16 protein-coding genes and 1 pseudogene are annotated in these 17,557 nt (G+C 72.2%); 10 read left to right on the forward strand and 7 right to left on the reverse strand.

The window, feature by feature from the left end; translation table 11 throughout:
* From AB0K09_RS15345 to AB0K09_RS15360, 4 genes are all read left to right on the forward strand, one after another.
* On the forward strand, window positions 1–678 hold a 678-nt coding region (locus tag AB0K09_RS15345), incomplete at its 5' end, for a Dyp-type peroxidase (RefSeq protein WP_366065842.1).
* Between the two features lie 58 nt (window positions 679–736).
* Window positions 737–1,684 carry a prephenate dehydratase gene (gene pheA / locus AB0K09_RS15350; protein ID WP_366065856.1) on the forward strand — a complete coding sequence of 316 codons (948 nt, stop codon included), beginning with the start codon at window positions 737–739 and terminating at the stop codon, window positions 1,682–1,684.
* 608 nt (window positions 1,685–2,292) lie between these two features.
* Window positions 2,293–3,570, forward strand: coding sequence for a serine--tRNA ligase (serS, locus tag AB0K09_RS15355; protein WP_366065843.1), 1,278 nt, complete (start codon window positions 2,293–2,295; stop codon window positions 3,568–3,570).
* Window positions 3,567–4,376, forward strand: a complete 810-nt coding sequence (locus AB0K09_RS15360) for an HAD-IIB family hydrolase (protein WP_366065844.1) — start codon at window positions 3,567–3,569, stop codon at window positions 4,374–4,376. Before serS ends, AB0K09_RS15360 begins: the two co-directional genes overlap by 4 nt.
* Here AB0K09_RS15360 and AB0K09_RS15365 read toward each other — a convergent pair.
* On the reverse strand, window positions 4,318–5,058 hold the full coding sequence (locus tag AB0K09_RS15365; protein WP_366065845.1) for a rhomboid-like protein: 741 nt from the start codon (window positions 5,056–5,058) through the stop codon (window positions 4,318–4,320). The two genes, AB0K09_RS15360 and AB0K09_RS15365, sit on opposite strands and share 59 nt — an antisense overlap.
* 101 nt (window positions 5,059–5,159) lie before the next feature.
* On the opposite strand from AB0K09_RS15365, the gene AB0K09_RS15370 reads away from it, so the two are divergent.
* Window positions 5,160–5,870, forward strand: coding sequence for an FCD domain-containing protein (locus AB0K09_RS15370; RefSeq protein WP_366065846.1), 711 nt, complete (start codon window positions 5,160–5,162; stop codon window positions 5,868–5,870).
* Between the two features lie 51 nt (window positions 5,871–5,921).
* Entirely contained in the window at window positions 5,922–7,208 is a 1,287-nt protein-coding gene (locus AB0K09_RS15375; RefSeq protein WP_366065847.1) for an MFS transporter, read from the forward strand.
* A 24-nt stretch (window positions 7,209–7,232) separates the two neighbouring features.
* Here the strand turns inward: AB0K09_RS15375 and AB0K09_RS15380 are convergent, their stop codons facing one another.
* From AB0K09_RS15380 to AB0K09_RS15395, 4 genes are read right to left on the reverse strand one after another with little or no spacing between them, the layout of a single operon-like run.
* Window positions 7,233–7,955 (reverse strand): ABC transporter permease subunit, encoded by a 723-nt coding sequence (locus AB0K09_RS15380; protein ID WP_366065848.1) that lies wholly within the window; start codon window positions 7,953–7,955, stop codon window positions 7,233–7,235.
* Between the two features lie 15 nt (window positions 7,956–7,970).
* Window positions 7,971–8,882 carry an ABC transporter ATP-binding protein gene (locus AB0K09_RS15385; protein WP_366065849.1) on the reverse strand — a complete coding sequence of 304 codons (912 nt, stop codon included), beginning with the start codon at window positions 8,880–8,882 and terminating at the stop codon, window positions 7,971–7,973.
* Between the two features lie 49 nt (window positions 8,883–8,931).
* Window positions 8,932–9,846, reverse strand: coding sequence for an ABC transporter permease subunit (locus tag AB0K09_RS15390; RefSeq protein WP_366065850.1), 915 nt, complete (start codon window positions 9,844–9,846; stop codon window positions 8,932–8,934).
* Window positions 9,836–10,828, reverse strand: coding sequence for an ABC transporter ATP-binding protein (locus AB0K09_RS15395; RefSeq protein ID WP_366065858.1), 993 nt, complete (start codon window positions 10,826–10,828; stop codon window positions 9,836–9,838). The genes AB0K09_RS15390 and AB0K09_RS15395 overlap by 11 nt, the downstream gene beginning before the upstream one ends.
* A 268-nt stretch (window positions 10,829–11,096) precedes the next feature.
* On the opposite strand from AB0K09_RS15395, the gene AB0K09_RS15400 reads away from it, so the two are divergent.
* From AB0K09_RS15400 to AB0K09_RS15415, 4 genes are read left to right on the forward strand one after another with little or no spacing between them, the layout of a single operon-like run.
* Window positions 11,097–11,933: a M24 family metallopeptidase gene (locus AB0K09_RS15400; protein ID WP_366065851.1), complete on the forward strand. Its 837-nt coding sequence runs from the start codon at window positions 11,097–11,099 to the stop codon at window positions 11,931–11,933.
* Window positions 11,930–13,774 (forward strand): SDR family oxidoreductase, encoded by a 1,845-nt coding sequence (locus AB0K09_RS15405; protein ID WP_366065852.1) that lies wholly within the window; start codon window positions 11,930–11,932, stop codon window positions 13,772–13,774. Before AB0K09_RS15400 ends, AB0K09_RS15405 begins: the two co-directional genes overlap by 4 nt.
* A gap of 31 nt (window positions 13,775–13,805) precedes the next feature.
* Window positions 13,806–14,702, forward strand: coding sequence for a metal-dependent hydrolase (locus tag AB0K09_RS15410; protein ID WP_366065853.1), 897 nt, complete (start codon window positions 13,806–13,808; stop codon window positions 14,700–14,702).
* Window positions 14,703–14,751: 49 nt separating this feature from the next.
* Complete coding sequence (locus AB0K09_RS15415) at window positions 14,752–15,756, forward strand: MerR family transcriptional regulator (RefSeq protein ID WP_366065854.1); 1,005 nt, start codon at window positions 14,752–14,754, stop codon at window positions 15,754–15,756.
* A 63-nt stretch (window positions 15,757–15,819) separates the two neighbouring features.
* Here AB0K09_RS15415 and AB0K09_RS15420 read toward each other — a convergent pair whose 3' ends face one another.
* Window positions 15,820–17,169, reverse strand: a complete 1,350-nt coding sequence (locus AB0K09_RS15420; protein ID WP_366065855.1) for a carotenoid oxygenase family protein — start codon at window positions 17,167–17,169, stop codon at window positions 15,820–15,822.
* 120 nt (window positions 17,170–17,289) lie between these two features.
* A pseudogene (locus AB0K09_RS15425) lies at window positions 17,290–17,557 on the reverse strand (hypothetical protein); the annotation flags it as partial.

Below are 17,557 nucleotides of genomic sequence, written 5' to 3' on the forward strand. Positions count from 1 at the left end.
CTGTACGTCGAAAAGATGCCCGTCCCGGCAGGGGTAGGCTCGTCTGCGCCGCGTCGTGGCGGAACATACCGCCCCCGGCAAGCTGAACATGTGATGATGGGCCAGGTCGACGGCACGAACAACCCCAGGCCGACGGACCCCGGCTTCGACGGGAAGATCTTCGTCCCGGCGGACGCGAAGGGCGCCGACGCGTGGATGGCGGGTGGCTCGTACGCGGTCGTCCGGCGCATCCGGATGCTGCTCGACAGCTGGGACAACCTCTCGCTGGAGCGCCAGGAGAGGGTCATAGGCCGCCGCAAGTCCGACGGCGCGCCGCTGTCCGGCGGCACGGAGACCACCCCGGTCGACCTGAACAAGACGGGCCCGGACGGCTCGCTGGCGATCGCGGGCGACGCGCACGTGCGGGTGGCCGCGCCGGAGTCCAACCGGGGCGCGACGATGCTGCGCCGCGCCTTCTCGTACCACGACGGCTTCCTGGACGACGGGGCGCCGGACGCGGGCCTGCTCTTCATCGCCTGGCAGTCGGACCCGCTGAAGGGCTTCGTCCCGGTCCAGCGCAAGCTCGACCGGGGCGACGGCCTCTCCCGCTTCCTGCGCCACGAGTCGAGCGCCCTCTTCGCCGTCCCGGGCGGCTGCGCGGAGGGCGAATACGTGGGCCAGCGGCTGCTGGAGGGCTGAGTTTCCCCTCGGACCACCGGCCCGCACCCGGATCCTCAAGGAATACGCTCTGAAGATGATGACGGCCAGCCGCTACACCTATCTCGGTCCCGAAGGCACCTTCACGGAAGCCGCCCTCCGCACGCTTCCCGAGGCGGCCACCCGCGAGCTCGTCCCCATGCTCTCCGTGCCCGCCGCGCTCGACGCCGTGCGCAACGGCGAGGCCGCCGGCGCCCTCGTGCCGATCGAGAACTCGGTGGAGGGCGGCGTCACCGCCACCCTCGACGAACTCGCCACCGGCACCCCGCTGATGATCTACCGCGAGGTGCTGCTGCGCATCGCCTTCGCGCTGCTCGTCCGGCCGGGCACGAAACTGGCGGACGTCAAGACGGTGACCGGGCACCCGGTCGCGCAGCCGCAGGTGCGCAAGTGGCTGGCGGCGCACCTGCCGGACGCGGTGTGGGAGTCGGCGGCGTCCAACGCGGACGGCGCGCGGCTGGTCCGCGAGGGACGGTACGACGCCGCGTTCGCGGGGGAGTTCGCGGCGGCGACGTACGGGCTGGAACCGCTGGTCACCGACATCCACGACGCGGAGAACGCGCAGACCCGCTTCGTGCTGGCCGGGCGCCCGGCGCGGCCTGCGGCGCGGACCGGGGCGGACCGCACGTCGCTGGTGGTCTGGCTCGGGGACGACCACCCGGGCGCGCTGCTGGAGTTGCTCCAGGAGTTCGCGGCGCGCGGGGTGAACCTCATGCGCATCGAGTCGCGGCCGACGGGCCAGGGCATGGGCCGCTACTGCTTCTCGGTGGACTGCGAGGGGCACATCACGGACCGCCGGGTGGGCGAGGCCCTGATGGGGCTGAAGCGGACGTGCCCGAAGGTACGCTTCCTGGGTTCGTACCCGCGTGCGGGTGTCGACGCGGACCGCCTCGCGGCGGAGACGGCCCGGCTGCGGCCGGGGACGTCGGACGGCGACTTCGTGGCGGCGGCGGACTGGCTGGCGCGCTGCCAGGACGGCCGCGCCTGAGCACGCACCGGGCCCTCCGCCCGGAGGGCCGCTGGTTTACCCACAGGGTTATCCACAACCCCTTCTCGACCTGGGGATAAGTCGACAGATCGAGGGGTCGAGAATTGCCCCCGAATCGGGACGAAGGTCGACAAATTCCCTCCGGGCCCCGGTCGGCCCCATCCACAGTCACGACCCCGGCCCCCGGCGCTCCGAGAAGCCGAAAGCGGCTCGAACAACCCTTTAGGGTGACCGGTTACCACTCCAAAGAGTGCCCAGATCGTGTTTGCCCGGAGAAACCCCGATGAATGACAGAACAAGCGGAAGTTCTGATTCCGACATCCACAGATTTCACGCACAGCCTGTGGAAAAATAAACGGAGCACCCAACTCCTGTGGACCCCTGTGGATAACGAGCCGGCCCAACTTCCGTCGCGGGCAAGGCGGGTCGGTGGTCACACCCTGCCCGGTATCGCACCCCTGCCACCCCGGCGCCCCATTTCCACGAATTCCGCGAACGCCGCACGGTGATCACCTGTGTGCATTTCCACGCACCGCAGAATCGGGCAAATCACCTCTAAAGGGAATATCGCGTCGAGCGCGAGCACCCCGCGACGGTAGCCTGGAGAGGTGATTGACCTTCGCCTGCTTCGTGAGGACCCCGACCGTGTGCGCGCCTCCCAGCGCGCCCGTGGAGAGGACGTCGACGTCGTCGACGCCCTGCTCTCCGCCGACGAGCGGCGCAGGTCGTCCGGCGTCCGCTTCGACGAACTCCGCTCCGAGCAGAAGGCGCTCGGCAAGCTCATCCCCAAGGCCTCCGGCGAGGAGAAGGCCGAGCTGCTGAAGAAGGCCGGCGAGCTGGCCGCCGCCGTCAAGGCCGCCGACGCCGAGCAGGACGAGGCCGCCGCGGAGACGCAGCGGCTGCTGCTGCGCATCGGCAACCTCGTCCACCCCGACGTGCCGCGCGGCGGCGAGGACGACTTCGTCGTCCTCGAGACCGTCGGCACCCCGCGCGACTTCGCGGCCGAGGGCTTCGAGCCCAAGGACCACCTGGAGCTCGGCCAGGCGCTCGGCGCGATCGACGTCGAGCGCGGCGCCAAGGTCTCCGGCTCGCGCTTCTACTACCTGACCGGCGTGGGCGCGCTGCTGGAGCTCGCGCTCGTCAACGCCGCCATCACCCAGGCCACGGCCGCCGGCTTCACCCCCGTCCTCACCCCCGCGCTGGTCAAGCCGCGCGCCATGGAGGGCACCGGCTTCCTCGGCCAGGCCTCCCAGGACGTCTACTACCTGGAGAAGGACGACTTCTACCTGGTCGGCACGTCCGAGGTCCCGCTCGCCGCGTACCACATGGACGAGATCATCGACGCGGAGCAGCTGCCGCTGCGCTACGCCGGCTTCTCGCCCTGCTTCCGCCGCGAGGCCGGCACCTACGGCAAGGACACCCGCGGCATCTTCCGCGTCCACCAGTTCGACAAGGTCGAGATGTTCTCGTACATCGCGCCGGAGGACGCCGAGGCGGAGCACCACCGCCTGCTGGAGTGGGAGAAGCAGTGGCTGAACAGCCTGGAGCTGCCCTTCCAGGTGATCGACACCGCCACCGGTGACCTGGGCTCCTCCGCCTCCCGCAAGTTCGACTGCGAGGCGTGGATCCCCACCCAGGGCAAGTACCGCGAGCTCACCTCGACGTCCAACTGCGACGAGTTCCAGGCGCGCCGGCTGTCCGTCCGCATGCGCGACGGCAAGAACGTCCGCCCGCTCGCGACGCTCAACGGCACCCTGTGCGCCGTGCCCCGCACCATCGTGGCGCTGCTGGAGAACCACCAGCAGGCCGACGGCTCCGTCCGGGTCCCGGAGGTCCTCCGGCCCTACCTCGGCGGCCGCGAGGTGCTGGAGCCCGTCACCAAGTGAGCCCGAGCCCAGCTCCCTACCGGCTGATCGCCACCGACCTGGACGGCACGCTGCTGCGCTCCGACGACACCGTCTCGGAGCGCACCCGCGCGGCCCTCGCGCGGGCCACGGCGGCGGGTGCCGCGCACATCGTCGTCACCGGGCGGGCCGTGGCGTGGACGAAGCCGATACTCGAGGCCCTGGACTACCGCGGCCTGGCCGTGTGCGCCCAGGGCGGGCAGGTCTACCACGCGGGCGAGCACCGGCTGCTGACCTCCGTCACGCTGGACCGGCGGCTCGCCGCCCTGGCCATCGCGAAGATCGAGGCGGAGACCGGCCCGCTGTTCCTCGCCGCGAGCCGTGACGGCATGGACGGCGACATCCTGGTCGGCCCCGGCTACCGGATGCAGGAGGGGCCGCTCCCGGCCGTGCCGATCACCAGCCCGGAACAGCTGTGGACCGCCCCGATCGGCAAGGTCTACCTCCAGCACCCGGACCTGGACGACGACGCCCTGGCCTCGGTGGCCCGGTCGGTCGCGGGCGGTCTCGTGGACGTGACGCTGGCGGGCGCGGGCATCGTCGAACTGCTGCCGCTGGGCCTGAGCAAGGCCACCGGCCTGTCGCTGGCCGCGCGGCGCCTCGGAGCGAAGGCCGCCGAGACCATAGCCTTCGGCGACATGCCGAACGACGTGCCGATGTTCGGCTGGGCGGCGCACGGTGTCGCCATGGCCAACGCGCACGACGAGCTGAAGGCGGTCGCCGACGAGGTCACCGCCTCGAACGAGGAGGACGGGATCGCCGTCGTCCTGGAGCGTCTGTTCCCCTGAGCCACCGGGCCGGCCGGCCCAGGGCCCGGGAGGCCGCCGAGAAGTCCCAGACCGGCCGGCCGCCGGTCAGCGGCTGACAGGCCAGCCCGATCCCGAGCGCGATCGCGTGCCCGAAGTCGGTGAAGGTGGCGCCGCTGATCAGCGGCACGGCGAAGAAGAGCACCAGCCCGGCGAGATACGGCCACCGCCAGGGGCGCGGCAGCCGGTAGGCGAGCACGCCGGCCGCGGCCGCCAGCCCGTACGAGACGCCTATGTCGACAACGTGTTTCATCGCCTTGGGCGCCGCGTGGCTCTGGATCGCCAGCAGCAGCACCTCCTGGCTGATCAGCGTGGCCGCGATGTGCGCGGCGGCGACGACGCAGAGCCAGCGCAGCGTGCCGAGCCAGCGCTCGACGTTGGCGTGCACGAGTTCGAAGAGGACCGCGTAGAGCAGGAACGAGGCCGGGTTCTCGATCCAGAAGCCGCTGATCAGCAGCGACTGCACCGGGTGCTTGGTGAGCTCGTGGATGTTGCTGCTCGTGCGGTGCAGCAGGAATCTCTCCAGGCCCTCGCTGGCGGCGGCGATGACCAGGCTGTTGACGCCGATGATCAGCAGCCAGACGTGCGTGCCGGGGGACGATCCGACCCAGGCGCGGATGCGGTCCCGGGCGGCGGTCAGGGCCTCGTTGCGGCGCGGATGCACCCTTCGACGGTAGCCGGGGGCAGCCCCGGAGCGGAGGTTGTAGGATGACTGGGCAACCGGTTGTCCGGTAAGTGAGTCTCAGTGAACCGTCCGGAGGACACATGGCGCTGCGGGCCGCGGGACGGCAGTCCCTCGTGGATGTCGTCGTGGAGCAGCTGCGTACGCAGGTCGCCGCCGGCGAGTGGCGGGTCGGGGAGCGCATCCCCACCGAGCACGCCCTCGCCGAGCAGCTGGAGGTGGGCCGCAACACCATCCGCGAGGCCGTACGCGTCCTCGTGCACGCCGGGATGCTGCGCTCGCGGCAGGGCGAGGGCACCTTCGTGGTGTCCACCGCCGACCCGGCGGAGGTCATGCGCGGCGTGCAGCGCGCCGGCATCCGTGACGTGCTGGAACTGCGCATCGCCCTGGAGGCGGAGGCCGCGCGGCTGGCCGCCCTGCGACACGAGCCGGCGGACCTGGAGCGGATGCGGGCCGCGCTCGATGCCCAGGTCGCGCTGCGGGACTCGGCGGGTCAGCCCGACTCCGGGAGCCTGGAGCTCTACGCGGACCACGACGTCGAGTTCCACCGGGCCGTCGTGGAGGCCGCGCACAACAGCGCCCTGACGGCCACCTACGCCTGGTTCAGCAGCTCCGTGCGCGAGGCGCTGGTCACCGCGCTCGGCGACCGGGACATGCCGCGCATCATCCACGGCGACCACCACGCCGTCATGGAGGCCATCGCCTCCGGCGACCCCGAGGCGGCCGCCCGCGCGGCCCGCGCGCTGCTGGAGCGCCCCAAGCGAGCGGTCGACACGCTGCTCGCCGAGGGCTGAGGCCCGGGGCCCGCACGCCTTTTCGCACCACCCACAGGAATCTGGAGAACCATGTCGGAGACGAGGCCGGACACACATCTGCTGGACGCATCACTGATCGACGCGGAAGAGAACCTGGCGCCGACACCACCGGTGAAGGCCGCACGGCGGAAACTGCTCGCCCATCCCGCGTACGTGATGCTCTGCATCGTCCTGGCCTCGCTCAACATGCGCGCCGCGCTCGCCGGGGTCTCGCCCCTGATGGGCGAGATCGGCGGGCACTTCCATCTGGCGGCGGCCGCGAGCAGCCTGGTCACCACGATCCCGCTGATCTTCATGGGGCTGGGCTCGATCATCGCGCCCCGGCTCGCCCGCCGCTGGGGCACGGAGGCCGTGCTGTGCGGCGCGCTCGCGCTGCTGGCCGGCGGCATCCTGCTGCGCGTCGCTCCGCCGGTGGTGGCCCTCTTCGTGGGCTGCGCGCTCGTCGGCACCGCCATCGCCCTGCTCAACGTCCTCATGCCGGGCCTGGTCAAGCGTGACTTCCCGGACCGGGCGGCGAGCATGACCGCGCTCTACTCCACCACGCTGATCCTCGGTGCGACCGGGTCGGCCGCCCTGTCCGTGCCCCTGGAGAACGCGCTGGGCGGCTGGCAGGGCTCGCTCGCCTCCTGGTCGCTGCTGGCGGCCGTCGCGGCCGTCGCGTGGCTGCCGCAGGCGATCCTCTCCCGGCGCGGCAGCGCGCACGGCGAGGCCGCCGCGACGCCGCGCGTCCCGGCCGCCGGGGACGGGCCCGATCTGCTGCGCTCGCCGCTCGCCTGGCAGGTCACGCTCATGATGGGCACCCAGTCGCTGATCGCCTACGTCTGCATCGCCTGGATGCCGACGATCTTCACCGACGGCGGGATGAGCAAGACCGACGCCGGCATCGTCTACGCCTTCTACACGCTGATCCAGATGCTCGGCTCGTTCTTCGTCCCGATGCTCGCCGGCCGACTGCGGGACCAGCGGCCCCTGGCGGTGGGCGTCGTCGCCCTCATGGCCGCGGGCGTCACCGGACTGCTGACCGCGCCCGTCGCCGGTGCCTGGCTCTGGGCGACGCTCATGGGCATCGCCCAGGGCGGCATGCTGGGCCTCGCCCTGACCTTCATGGTCCTGCGCACCCGCGACGCGCACACCGCGGCACGTCTCTCGGGCATGGCCCAGACCTGGGGCTATCTCCTGGCGTCCGTCGGCCCGTTCGCGATCGGCGCGGTGCACCAGGTGACGGACGGGTGGACGCTGCCGGTGGTGCTGCTGCTCGTCGCGTGCGGCGCGCTGCTGCTCCTGGGGCTGGGCGCGGGCCGGGACCGCAAGATCTGATCCCGGCCGCGAGGCCTGCTCCGGCTACTCCTCCCCCGCCAGCGTGAGCGCCCGCAGCCGCCGGCCGGCGAACCACGTGGCGGCGACGGTCACGGCGAGGAGCAGCGTCACCGCCAGCGGCAGGCCGACCGACGAGGTGATCGCGCCCTCCGCCCCTGTCTTCTGGGCGAGGGCGAGCGCCCACTGCTGCACGCTCAGCGTCCGCGCCCCCGGCACGAGGCTGCCGAACAGCGACTCCCAGACGAGCGCGTAGACCAGGCCGGCCACGACCGCGTGCCGGGTGACCGTGCCGAGCAGCAGGAAGATCGCGCTGTAGGTCACGGAGGCCACCGCCGCCGCGACGGCGTAGGCGACCGCGATCTGCTGGCTGTTGCCGTTGAGGAGGAAGCCCGCGAGGAGCGTGGGGACGGCCGAGAAGGCGACGGTCACGCCGATCGCCACGAGCAGCTTGGTCAGGATGATGACGGGCCGCTTGACCGGCTTGGCGAGCAGATAGACGACCGAGCCGTCGTCGATCTCGGGCCCGATCGCGCCCGTGCCGGCGATGACGCCGATGAGGGGGACCATCGTCGCCAGGGCGAAGCCGCCCAGGACGTCGACGGCCGTCTGGTCGTCGGCGCCCGTCAGCACGCGCAGGGCGGCGGAGATGACGAGCAGCAGGGCGGGCAGCGCGAAGAGGATCGCCGCGCGGCGGCGGCCGAGCAGGCCCCGGTAGGTGAGCCGGGCGACGGTGGGGTGGACGAGCATCGCTGAGGGCTCCTTTCAGGCCGCGACGAGGTAGGAGAAGACCGATTCCAGCGACTCGTCGGACGGCGAGACCGTCAGCAGCCGGATGCCGTGCGCGCGGGCGACGCGCGGCAGGAGCTCGGTGAAGCGGCCGAAGTCGACGGCCTGGACGCGCAGGGCGTTCTCCTGGACGTCCACCTCGATGCCGGCCGTTGAGGGGTCGGCGATGAGCGCGGCCGCGAGCGCCCGGTCGTCACTGGAGCGGACCAGGTAGCGGTGCGGGCGGTCCGTCATCAGCCGGCGGATCTTGCGGAAGTCGCCGGAGGCGGCGTGCCGGCCGGCCACGACGACCTCGATGTGCGCGGCGAGCTGCTCGACCTCCTCCAGGATGTGCGAGGAGAACAGCACCGTGCGTCCCTCGGCGCCCATCCGCCGCAGCAGGTCCATGAGCTGCATGCGCTGGCGCGGGTCCATGCCGTTGAACGGCTCGTCCAGCAGCAGCACCGACGGCTCGTGGACGAGCGCCGACGCCATCTTCACGCGCTGCCGCATGCCCTTGCTGTAGGTGGCGATCCTGCGGTCCTGCGCGTACTCCATCTCGACCGTGGCGAGCGCCTTGGCGGCGGCGGAGGCCGGCAGCCCGTGCAGCTCGGCATTGGCCTGCACGAACTCCAGGCCGGTGAGGAAGTCGTACATCGCCTCGCGCTCCGGGACGATGCCGATGTGGCGGTAGATCTCCTCGTTGCGCCAGATCGTCGCGCCGTCGAGGGTGACCGTGCCGGTGGAGGGGGCGAGAAAGCCGCCCATCATGTTGATCAGGGTGGACTTGCCGGCGCCGTTGGGGCCGAGGAGGCCGGTGACACCCGGGCCGATGGTCATGGAGACGTCGTTGACCGCGACGACGTTGCCGAACCAGCGCGAGGCGTGCTCGATGCGAAGAGTACTCATGGGCGCAGCCCATTCCTTGAGGGGTGGTGGTCGGGTGACGGGAGGGCGGTCACAGCCCGGCCTTTCGGTAGCGGCGGCTCAGCAGCGCGTAGGAGCCGGCGACGACGGCGAGGAGGACGGCCAGGTAGACCGCGCCGACGCCGGTGCCGGGACCGTGACCGCCGGGGAAGGAGCTGGTGGCGTCGAGGAACGCCGTCTGCACGCCGTCGACGAGCGTGATCGGCGAGAACAGGCCCAGCCAGGCGACCGCGCCGGTGCTGTCCCGGGCGACCGAGATGGCCTGGATGGTGCTCACGGCGCCGTAGGAGATGGTCAGCACGGCGATGATCGCGGCGACCCCGAAGCCGCGGCGCGGGGTGAGCGCGGCGACGACGAGGCCGATGCCGGCGAAGAGGAGCGAGAGCAGGGCCACGGAAACCAGTCCTTGTACGAAGCCGGTGGTCTGGGTCGCGACGTCCAGCTTGGCCAGCAGAGCGCCCACGTAGAGGATCAGCAGGGGCGCGGCGGTGAGCAGGAACAGCGCCGAGGCCATGGCCGCGAACTTGGCCAGGACGTAGTCGGCGCGTTCGATCGGCCGGGAGAAGTACAGCGGCACGGTCCTGAAGCGCAGGTCGCGCGAGACGGCCTGCGGCGCCTGCGCGGCGAGGTAGATGCCGATGACCACCTGGAGGACGAGCGCGTACCGCGTGTACTCGATGGGCAGCTTGGTCATCTTCGTCGTGACGGCGACGGCCACGAGGATCGCGGCCGGCACGCACATCACGCCGAACAGCGTCATCGGCAGCACCTTGGACTTGGCCGAGCGGCCGAGCCCGTACGCGCCGCGCAGGCTCTGCGCGAAGAGCGAGCGGCGGGCGTACGAGCGGCCGAGGCGCGGGCCGTCGTAGGCGCGGTATCCGATGTTGTGGATGACGTCCTGGCCGCGCGGGGCGTGCTGGGCGGGCGGCATGGTCTCAGGCGGCATCGGCGGTGCCCCTTCCGTGCGGCTGGTGGGAGGCGGCGGAGGCGTCGGACTGGAAGACCTCGGCGATGCGGTGGCGGCGCTGCTCCATGCGCACCAGGCCGAGGCCGAGGTCGACGACCGCGTCCCGGACGACGTCGTGGGTGTCGTCGGCGGCGACGTCGACCAGCAGCACGTGACCGGATCCCGCCGGTGCCGACTCGCCCGCGCGGCCGGCCGGTTGCACGGTCAGCCCCGCCGCGGCGAGGGCGGCGGCGAGCGCGGCCGTGCCGTCGGGGTGGGCGTCGGTGTCCGTCACCTCGACCGCGAGCGAGCCGGTGGCCTGCGTGAAATCACTGGTGGAGGAGGACCGCAGCAGCTTGCCGCCGTCGATGACGACGACGTGGTCGCAGGTGCGCTCCAGCTCGCCGAGCAGGTGCGAGGTGACCAGGACGGAGATGCCGAAGTCGGTGTACACCCGGCGGATGAGGCCGAGCATCTCGTCCCGCCCGACCGGGTCGAGGCCGTTGGTCGGCTCGTCCAGCAGCACCAGCCGGGGGTCGTGGACGAGCGCCTGGGCCAGCTTGACCCGCTGCTTCATACCGGTCGAGTAGCCGCCCATGGGGCGGTAGCGCTCCTCGTACAGCCCGACGTGGCGCAGGGTGTCGGCGGTGCGCTCGCGCGCGGCGGTCGGCGGCAGACCGGACATGCGCGCCATGTGCACGACGAACTCGGTCGCCGACACATCGGGCGGCAGGCAGTCGTGCTCCGGCATGTAGCCCACCCGCTCACGGATCTCGGAGCCGCGCGTCGCCACGTCGAGGCCGAGCACCTCGGCCCGGCCCTCGGTGGCCGGGGAGAGCCCGAGCAGAATCTTGATCAGCGTGGACTTGCCGGCTCCGTTGGCGCCCACCAGACCGGTGACTCCGGCGGTGATGTCGACGGAGAGCCGGTCGAGAGCGGTCACCCGGGGGTACCGCTTGCTGAGGCTGTCGGTAGCGATCACAGTCACCCTTCCGACCGTAGTGGCCCGCACCACAGGAATCGTCAGACCAGATGGCTGGTTCCGCGTCGTCCTCGGGTCTGATGCTCCCCGGGGACCACCGGCCGAAGGTACGGGCCGGGGCAGGGGGCGGGGCAGGGGCGGGGGCGCCGTCCGGGCTACGACCCGGCCCCTTGACGTGGCCGTCGGCCACTGTCACATTCATCGGTGTCAACTGAGACCGGTGCTCCCGGAGTTGTGTCCGGGACCCATGGCGACCGGGTGGTGTGGCATGGCGGCTGAGGATGCCTCTGACCTGCGGGGTTTTCGGGAGGCGCAACGGCTGGCCTATGACTGCGCGGAGGCGGTCGCGGCGCGGCTCCGCCCGGGGGTGACCGAGCGGGAAGCGGCCCGGATGCAGCGCGACTGGCTGGCCGGGCGCGGCGTGCGGGACTGGTTCCACCTGCCCTTCGCCTGGTTCGGCGACCGCACGGCGTTCACGGGGTTCCGCCTGCCGACGCAGTTCTTCCCCACGGGCCGGCGACTGGAGCCGGGCATGCCGTTCATCCTCGACCTGGCGCCGGTCCACCGCGGCTTCACCGCGGACGTCGGCTACGCCGGCTGCCTCGGCCCCGACCCGCTGCACGAGCGGATGACGAGCGATCTCCTGGAGCACCGCGAGCTGATCCTGCGCGAGGTGCGCGAGCGCCGCCCGCTGCGGGAGATCTACGAGGACGTGGACCGGCTCATGATGCGCCAGGGCTACACCAACCGCCATCGCGCGTATCCCTTCGGAGTGATCGCCCACAAGGTGGGCCGGCTGTCCGAACGCCGCTGGTCCCCGCAGCTTTTCGGCTTCGGCACACAGGCGCTGAGGGGCCTGGCCTCCGACGCCCTGCGCGGCCACCGGGAGGGCTGGTCGCCGCTGTGGAGCCCGCACCGCTCCTCCGGCCATCCCCCGCGTCCGGGCCTGTGGGCGGTCGAACCCCATCTGGGCTTCCGCGGCACCGGGGTGAAGTTCGAGGAACTCCTGGTGGTCACGGACTCCCGGGACCCGCTGGAGAGCGCGTTCTGGCTGGACGACGATCTGCCGCACGTGCGGCGCGGACGTGAGGAGAGAGCCGCATGAGGCTCCGTACGGGACAGGGACCGGACGACCGGCGGAGCGGTGGCCCCGACGGCACCGGCGCCACCGGGCTGGAGGGCGCGCGGGAACGCCGGGTCCGCACGGACGGCGTCGAGCTGTGCGTCGCCGAGCTGGGGGACTCCGCGAACCCCACCGTCGTCCTGCTGCACGGCTACCCGGACAGCAAGGAGGTCTGGTCCGAGGTCGCCCACCGGCTGAAGGACCGCTTCCACGTCGTCCTCTACGACGTGCGCGGCTGCGGCCGCTCGACCGCGCCCAGCCCGCTGCGCGGCGGATTCACCCTGGAGAAGCTCACCGACGACTTCCTCGCGGTCGCCGACGCGGTCAGCCCCGGCACCCCCGTGCACCTCGTGGGCCACGACTGGGGCTCGGTGCAGGGCTGGGAATTCGTGACCGTCGGCCGCACCGAGGGCCGCGTGGCCTCCTTCACCTCCGTCTCCGGCCCGTCCCTGGACCACTTCGGCCACTGGATCAACCGGCGGCTGACCCGGCCCACCCCGCGCCGGCTGGCCCACCTCCTCGGCCAGGGCGCCCGCTCCTGGTACGTCTACGTACTGCACACACCCGGTCTGCCCGAGGCGGCCTGGCGCGGCCCGCTCGGCAGACGGTGGCCGCAGATCCTGCGCAGCAGGGAGCAACTGCCCGACGACGGCTACCCGACCGACTCCCTGCCCAGGGACGCCGCCCACGGCGCGTGGCTGTACCGCGACAACGTCCGCCCCCGCATGCGCCGGCCCCGCACCGACGCCTACGCCCACGTGCCGGTACAGCTGATCGTGCCGACCGGTGACGCCTACCTCTCCGAGCGGCTCTACGACGACCTGGAGCAGTGGGCGCCGGGCCTGGTACGCCGCACGGTCGCCACCCGGCACTGGGTGCCGCGTACCCGACCGGACCAGACGGCCGCCTGGATCGCGGACTTCGTCTCGGCGGCCGAGGCCCGGCGCGAGGCCGGCACCCCGGGCCCCGCACCCGCACCGGCCAGGACCAGCCCGTACGCCCCGCACTTCGCCGGCCGGCTGGTGCTGGTGACCGGCGCGGCCAGCGGGATAGGGCGGGCCACGGCGTTCGCCTTCGCGGAGGCGGGGGCACGGGTCGTCGCCGTCGACCGGAACGCCGAGGGCGCCGCCCGCACGGCCGAGCTCGCCCGGCTGACCGGGGCGCCGGAGGCGTGGGCGGAGTGTGCCGACGTCTCCGACGAGCAGGCGATGGAGAAGCTGGCCGCCAAGGTCGCCGCCGAGTACGGCGTGGTGGACGTGCTGGTCAACAACGCGGGCATCGGTCTGGCCGGGGCCTTCATGGACACCACGGCCGAGGAGTGGCGCAAGGTCCTCGACGTCAACCTGTGGGGCGTCATCCACGGCTGCCGTCTCTTCGGCCGGCAGATGGTGGAACGGGGACAGGGCGGCCACATCGTCAACACCGCATCCGCCGCCGCCTTCCAGCCCTCCCGGAGCCTCAGCGCCTACAGCACCTCCAAGGCCGCCGTCCTGATGCTCAGCGAATGCCTCCGCGCCGAGCTGGGCGGGCAGGGCATCGGCGTCTCCGCCATCTGCCCCGGCATCGTCAACACCGACATCACCCGCACCACGCGCTTCGCGGGTCTGACGGAGGCGGAGCAGCAGCGTCGGCGGGAGAGCACCTCGCGGCTGTACGGGCGGCGCAACTACCCGCCCGAGAAGGTCGCCGAGGCGATCCTGCGAGCCGTGGCCCGGGACCTGGCGGTCGTGCCGGTGACGCCGGAGGCGCACGGCATGCGGCTGCTCTCCCGCTTCGCCCCGAGGACGCGCCGCGCCCTCGCCCGGCTCAACCCCCCGCAGTAACAGCCGCGACAGGAACAACAGGAGCACTGTGATGAGCCATGTCATCGCGCCGCGACGCGTGTCCTTCGACTGGGACGGCACCCCCCTGCACTGGATACCGGACGAGCCGACCGCGACCCATGTCATCAACGTCCTCCATCTGCTGCTTCCCGCCGGTGAACGATGGTTCGTGAAGGTCTTCAAGGAGGCCCTCCCCCTCGTCACGGACGAGGAGCTCCTGAGAGACGTGAAGGGCTTCATGGGCCAGGAGGCCACCCACAGCGTCCAGCACGCCTACGTGCTCACTCACCTCGCCGAACAGGGCCTGGACACCGGGCCCTACACCCGCCACGTCGACTTCCTCTTCGACGTGCTGCTCGGCGAGCGGCCGCCGTTCGGCCTGCCGCTCTCCGACCGGGAGTGGCTGCGCTTCCGCCTCGCGCTGATCGCGGCGATAGAGCAGTTCACGGCCGTCCTGGGCGACTGGGTCCTGCGGACGGAGGCCCTCGACCGGGCCGACCCGGACCCGGTGATGCTGGACCTGCTGCGCTGGCACGGAGCGGAAGAGGTCGAGCACCGCTCGGTCGCCTTCGACATGTACGAGCACTGCGGCGGCGAGGACCCCGGCCGCTACGCCCGCCGGGTGCTCGGCATGCTGGTCACGGCGCCCGTGCTGACCTATCTGTGGAGAAAGGGCGCGACCTATCTGATCCACAACGACCCGCGGCTCGTCGGCCGGATGCGCTATTCGCTGCGCCGGCACAACCGGGCCGTGGCGAAGGGCCTGTTGCCCGGCTGGAACGAACTGGGCGGGGCCATCCCCCGCTACCTCCGTCGCTCCTACCACCCCTCCCAGGAGGGCTCGCTGAGCAGGGCCGTCGCCTATCTGACCACCTCCCCCGCCGCGCGAGCCGCGGCCAACGCGATCGGACGGTCCGCCCTTGCCTAGCCCGCACACCGGCGCGGCCCCGGGCACGGACATGGGCACGGGAACGGGAATGGGCACAGTCACCGAGGCCGGCGCGGGCGCCGAGCAGCCGGCCGAGTACCGGATCGAGGACCTGGCCCGTCACAGCGGCGCCACGGTCCGTACGATCCGCGCCTATCTGGACCGGGGGCTGCTGCCCAAACCGGAACGGCGCGGCCGGGCCAACGTCTACCGGGACACCCATCTGGCGCGGCTCCACCAGATCGCCGGGCTCCTGGAGCGCGGCTACACGCTGGCCAGCATCAAGGAGCTGCTGGACGCCTGGGACACCGGGCGCGGGCTCGGTGGCGTCCTCGGGCTGGTCGCGGAGGTGGACGGGCCCTGGACGGACGAGGAGCCGGGCCGGCTCACCCGCGCCGAGCTGGACGAGACGTTCGGCGGCCGACCGGACGACGACGCCGTCGGGGAGGCAGTGGAACTCGGCGTCCTGGTCCCCCTCGCGGACGCCCCCGGTGAATTCCTCGTGCCGAGCCCGCGGCAACTGGCCGTCGCCGCCGAGCTCCACGCCGCCGGTGTGCCGCTGCACGCCATCTCCGGCCATCTGCGCGAGCTCCGCACCCGGGTGGAGCACATAGCGGCCCGCTTCCTCGACTTCACCACCGAACACGTCTTCTCCCCCTATCTCGATCACCCTCCGAGCGACGAGGAGGCCTCGGAGGCCGCCTCCCTCGTCCGCCGTCTGCGGCCCCTCGCCCAGCAGACGGTCGACGCGGAACTCGCCCGCGCGATGCGTGCCCTGGCCACCCGGCACCTGCGCCACCACCTCACGGACGTCACGGCCCCGCCCCCGTCCCCGGTCACACCGCCGGTCACGCCTTCCTCTCCGGCCCGGCCGCTCCCCGGGACCGGCACTCCCCCGGGCGCCGCCCCCTCGGAGACGGTCCCCCTGCCGGCGGAGACCGTGCGGGCCGTGCGGGCTCTGGTCGGGGACGGGAACGTGGCCGCGTTCATCGCCGCCGCCGCCGAGCGCGAGGTGCAGGCCCGCACCATGGACGCGCTCGCCGGCCCCCGCTGAACCCGGCCCCAGCCCCGCCCGGCGGCTCCGGCCCGGCGCCGGAGCCGCCCCGCACCGCGTGCCTCACGCCACGTCGGGCAGCCAGTTGCCGTGGAAGCCGTACGGCACCCGCTGCGGCAGGTGGATCACGGCCGTCGGCGGCGCCGCCAGGTCGTCGGCGTCGAGGATGACGAGGTCGCTGGTATCCGTCGCCGCGTCGTAGACGTAGGTGAGGAGCCAGCCCGGGCCGCCGGGGCGGGAGTCCGCGGGGGCGAAGGCGGCCTCGGCGGGTATCCGCCCGGGGCCGAACGCATGGCGTGCCACAGAACCGGTCCGAAGGTCGTACCGGAGGAGCTCGCCGGGCACCTCGCCGCCACCCGGCGGGGACGCGACAGTGACATGGCCGTGGGTCACCGGCTGCCCCGCCAGCCGGTCGTCGATGCGCGGGAACTCACAGGGCCGGTCGTCCAGTTGCTCCTCGGTGACCTTCCCGGCGGTCAGGTCGACGGTCCAGCGCCAGAGCGCGGGGCGTGACCGGTCGAAGTTCTTGCCGCCGCCCCAGTGCGGGTAGCGGACGACATGCAGGACGATGCGGTCGCCGTTCGCGTCGCTCTCGTCGTGGGCGTTGAGCGCGTGGAAGACGTAGCAGGGGTCGATCGGCAGCCAGCGCACCTCGCCGTACGGGTCGTCGCGGCGCAGTATGCCGAGCCGGGCTCCGTAGGAGGGGTTCCAGGTGTAGGGCATTCCGCCCCCGCTCATGGCGAGTTCGAGGTCGAAGACGACGGGCAGATCCATGAACACGACGTGGGACTCCGTGAGATGGAAGTCGTGCATCATCGTGTGCCCCGGCACGTCGATGGGACGGCTGACAGTCAACTCACCGCCGGCGTCGGCCCGGTGGTACGTGAGGTAGGGCGGGGTGAGCCCGCCGTAACCGAAGAAGTGCAGCTCACCGGTGATCGGGCAGGTCTTGGGGTGGGCGGTCATCGGCGTGTTGAGGCGGCCTCCGAAGTCGTACGGGCCGAGGGTGTCGAGCTCGCGGCCGGCGCGGAGGTCGAGCTCACAGGGGAAAGAGGTCTCCACCAGGGCGAGGATGCGGCCCGCGTGGCGCACCACATGGGTGTTGGCCACACCGGCGGTGAGATCGCGGTTGCCGAGCTCGTCGTAGACGCGGGCGCCTCGGGTGAAGGTCGGGGTGCGGACCCATCGGTTGCGGTAGGACGTGGCCCGGCCGCCCTCCAGGCGCACGCCATGGACCATTCCGTCACCGAAGAACCAGTGACCGGAGGCGGCGTCGTGCGGGTTGGGGCCGTTGCGCAGGTACCAGCCGGAGAGCTCCGGCGGGATCGCCCCGGTGACGGGGAGCTCGTGTGCGGTCAGCTCCTGGGCGACGGGGGCGAAGTTGCCGGCGAGATGGGCGGGTGCGGCGGTCATCGGTCGTACCTCCTGGAGTGCTTCGCGGGAACGGCTTGAGCGTGAACGGCTTGAGCGTGAACGGCGTGGCGCGTCGGCGGCACGGGCCGCGTGGGCGGATCCGGCGGGCCGGGGGGCGGGTCAGTGACCGTTCTGGGTCAGACGGGCACGCACCCGGTCGGGGTAGCGAGCGGTGAACATCGCCGGGAGCACGAACCCGGCGACCTGGGCGGCCGTGGACAGGGCGCCGTTGAGACCGGCAGCGTGAACTGCGGCGACGGCGGCGGCGGTGAGCGTGAAGGCGGCGGCCCAGACCGAGGTGATCACGACGTTGATGCGGCGGAAGACCTTGGTGTGCCACACCTCCTTCGGCGCCTGACGCTTGGCGATCCCAGTGGTGAAGGGCCGG

This window comes from Streptomyces sp. NPDC049577 (assembly GCF_040675635.1).
Lineage (GTDB): Bacteria > Actinomycetota > Actinomycetes > Streptomycetales > Streptomycetaceae > Streptomyces.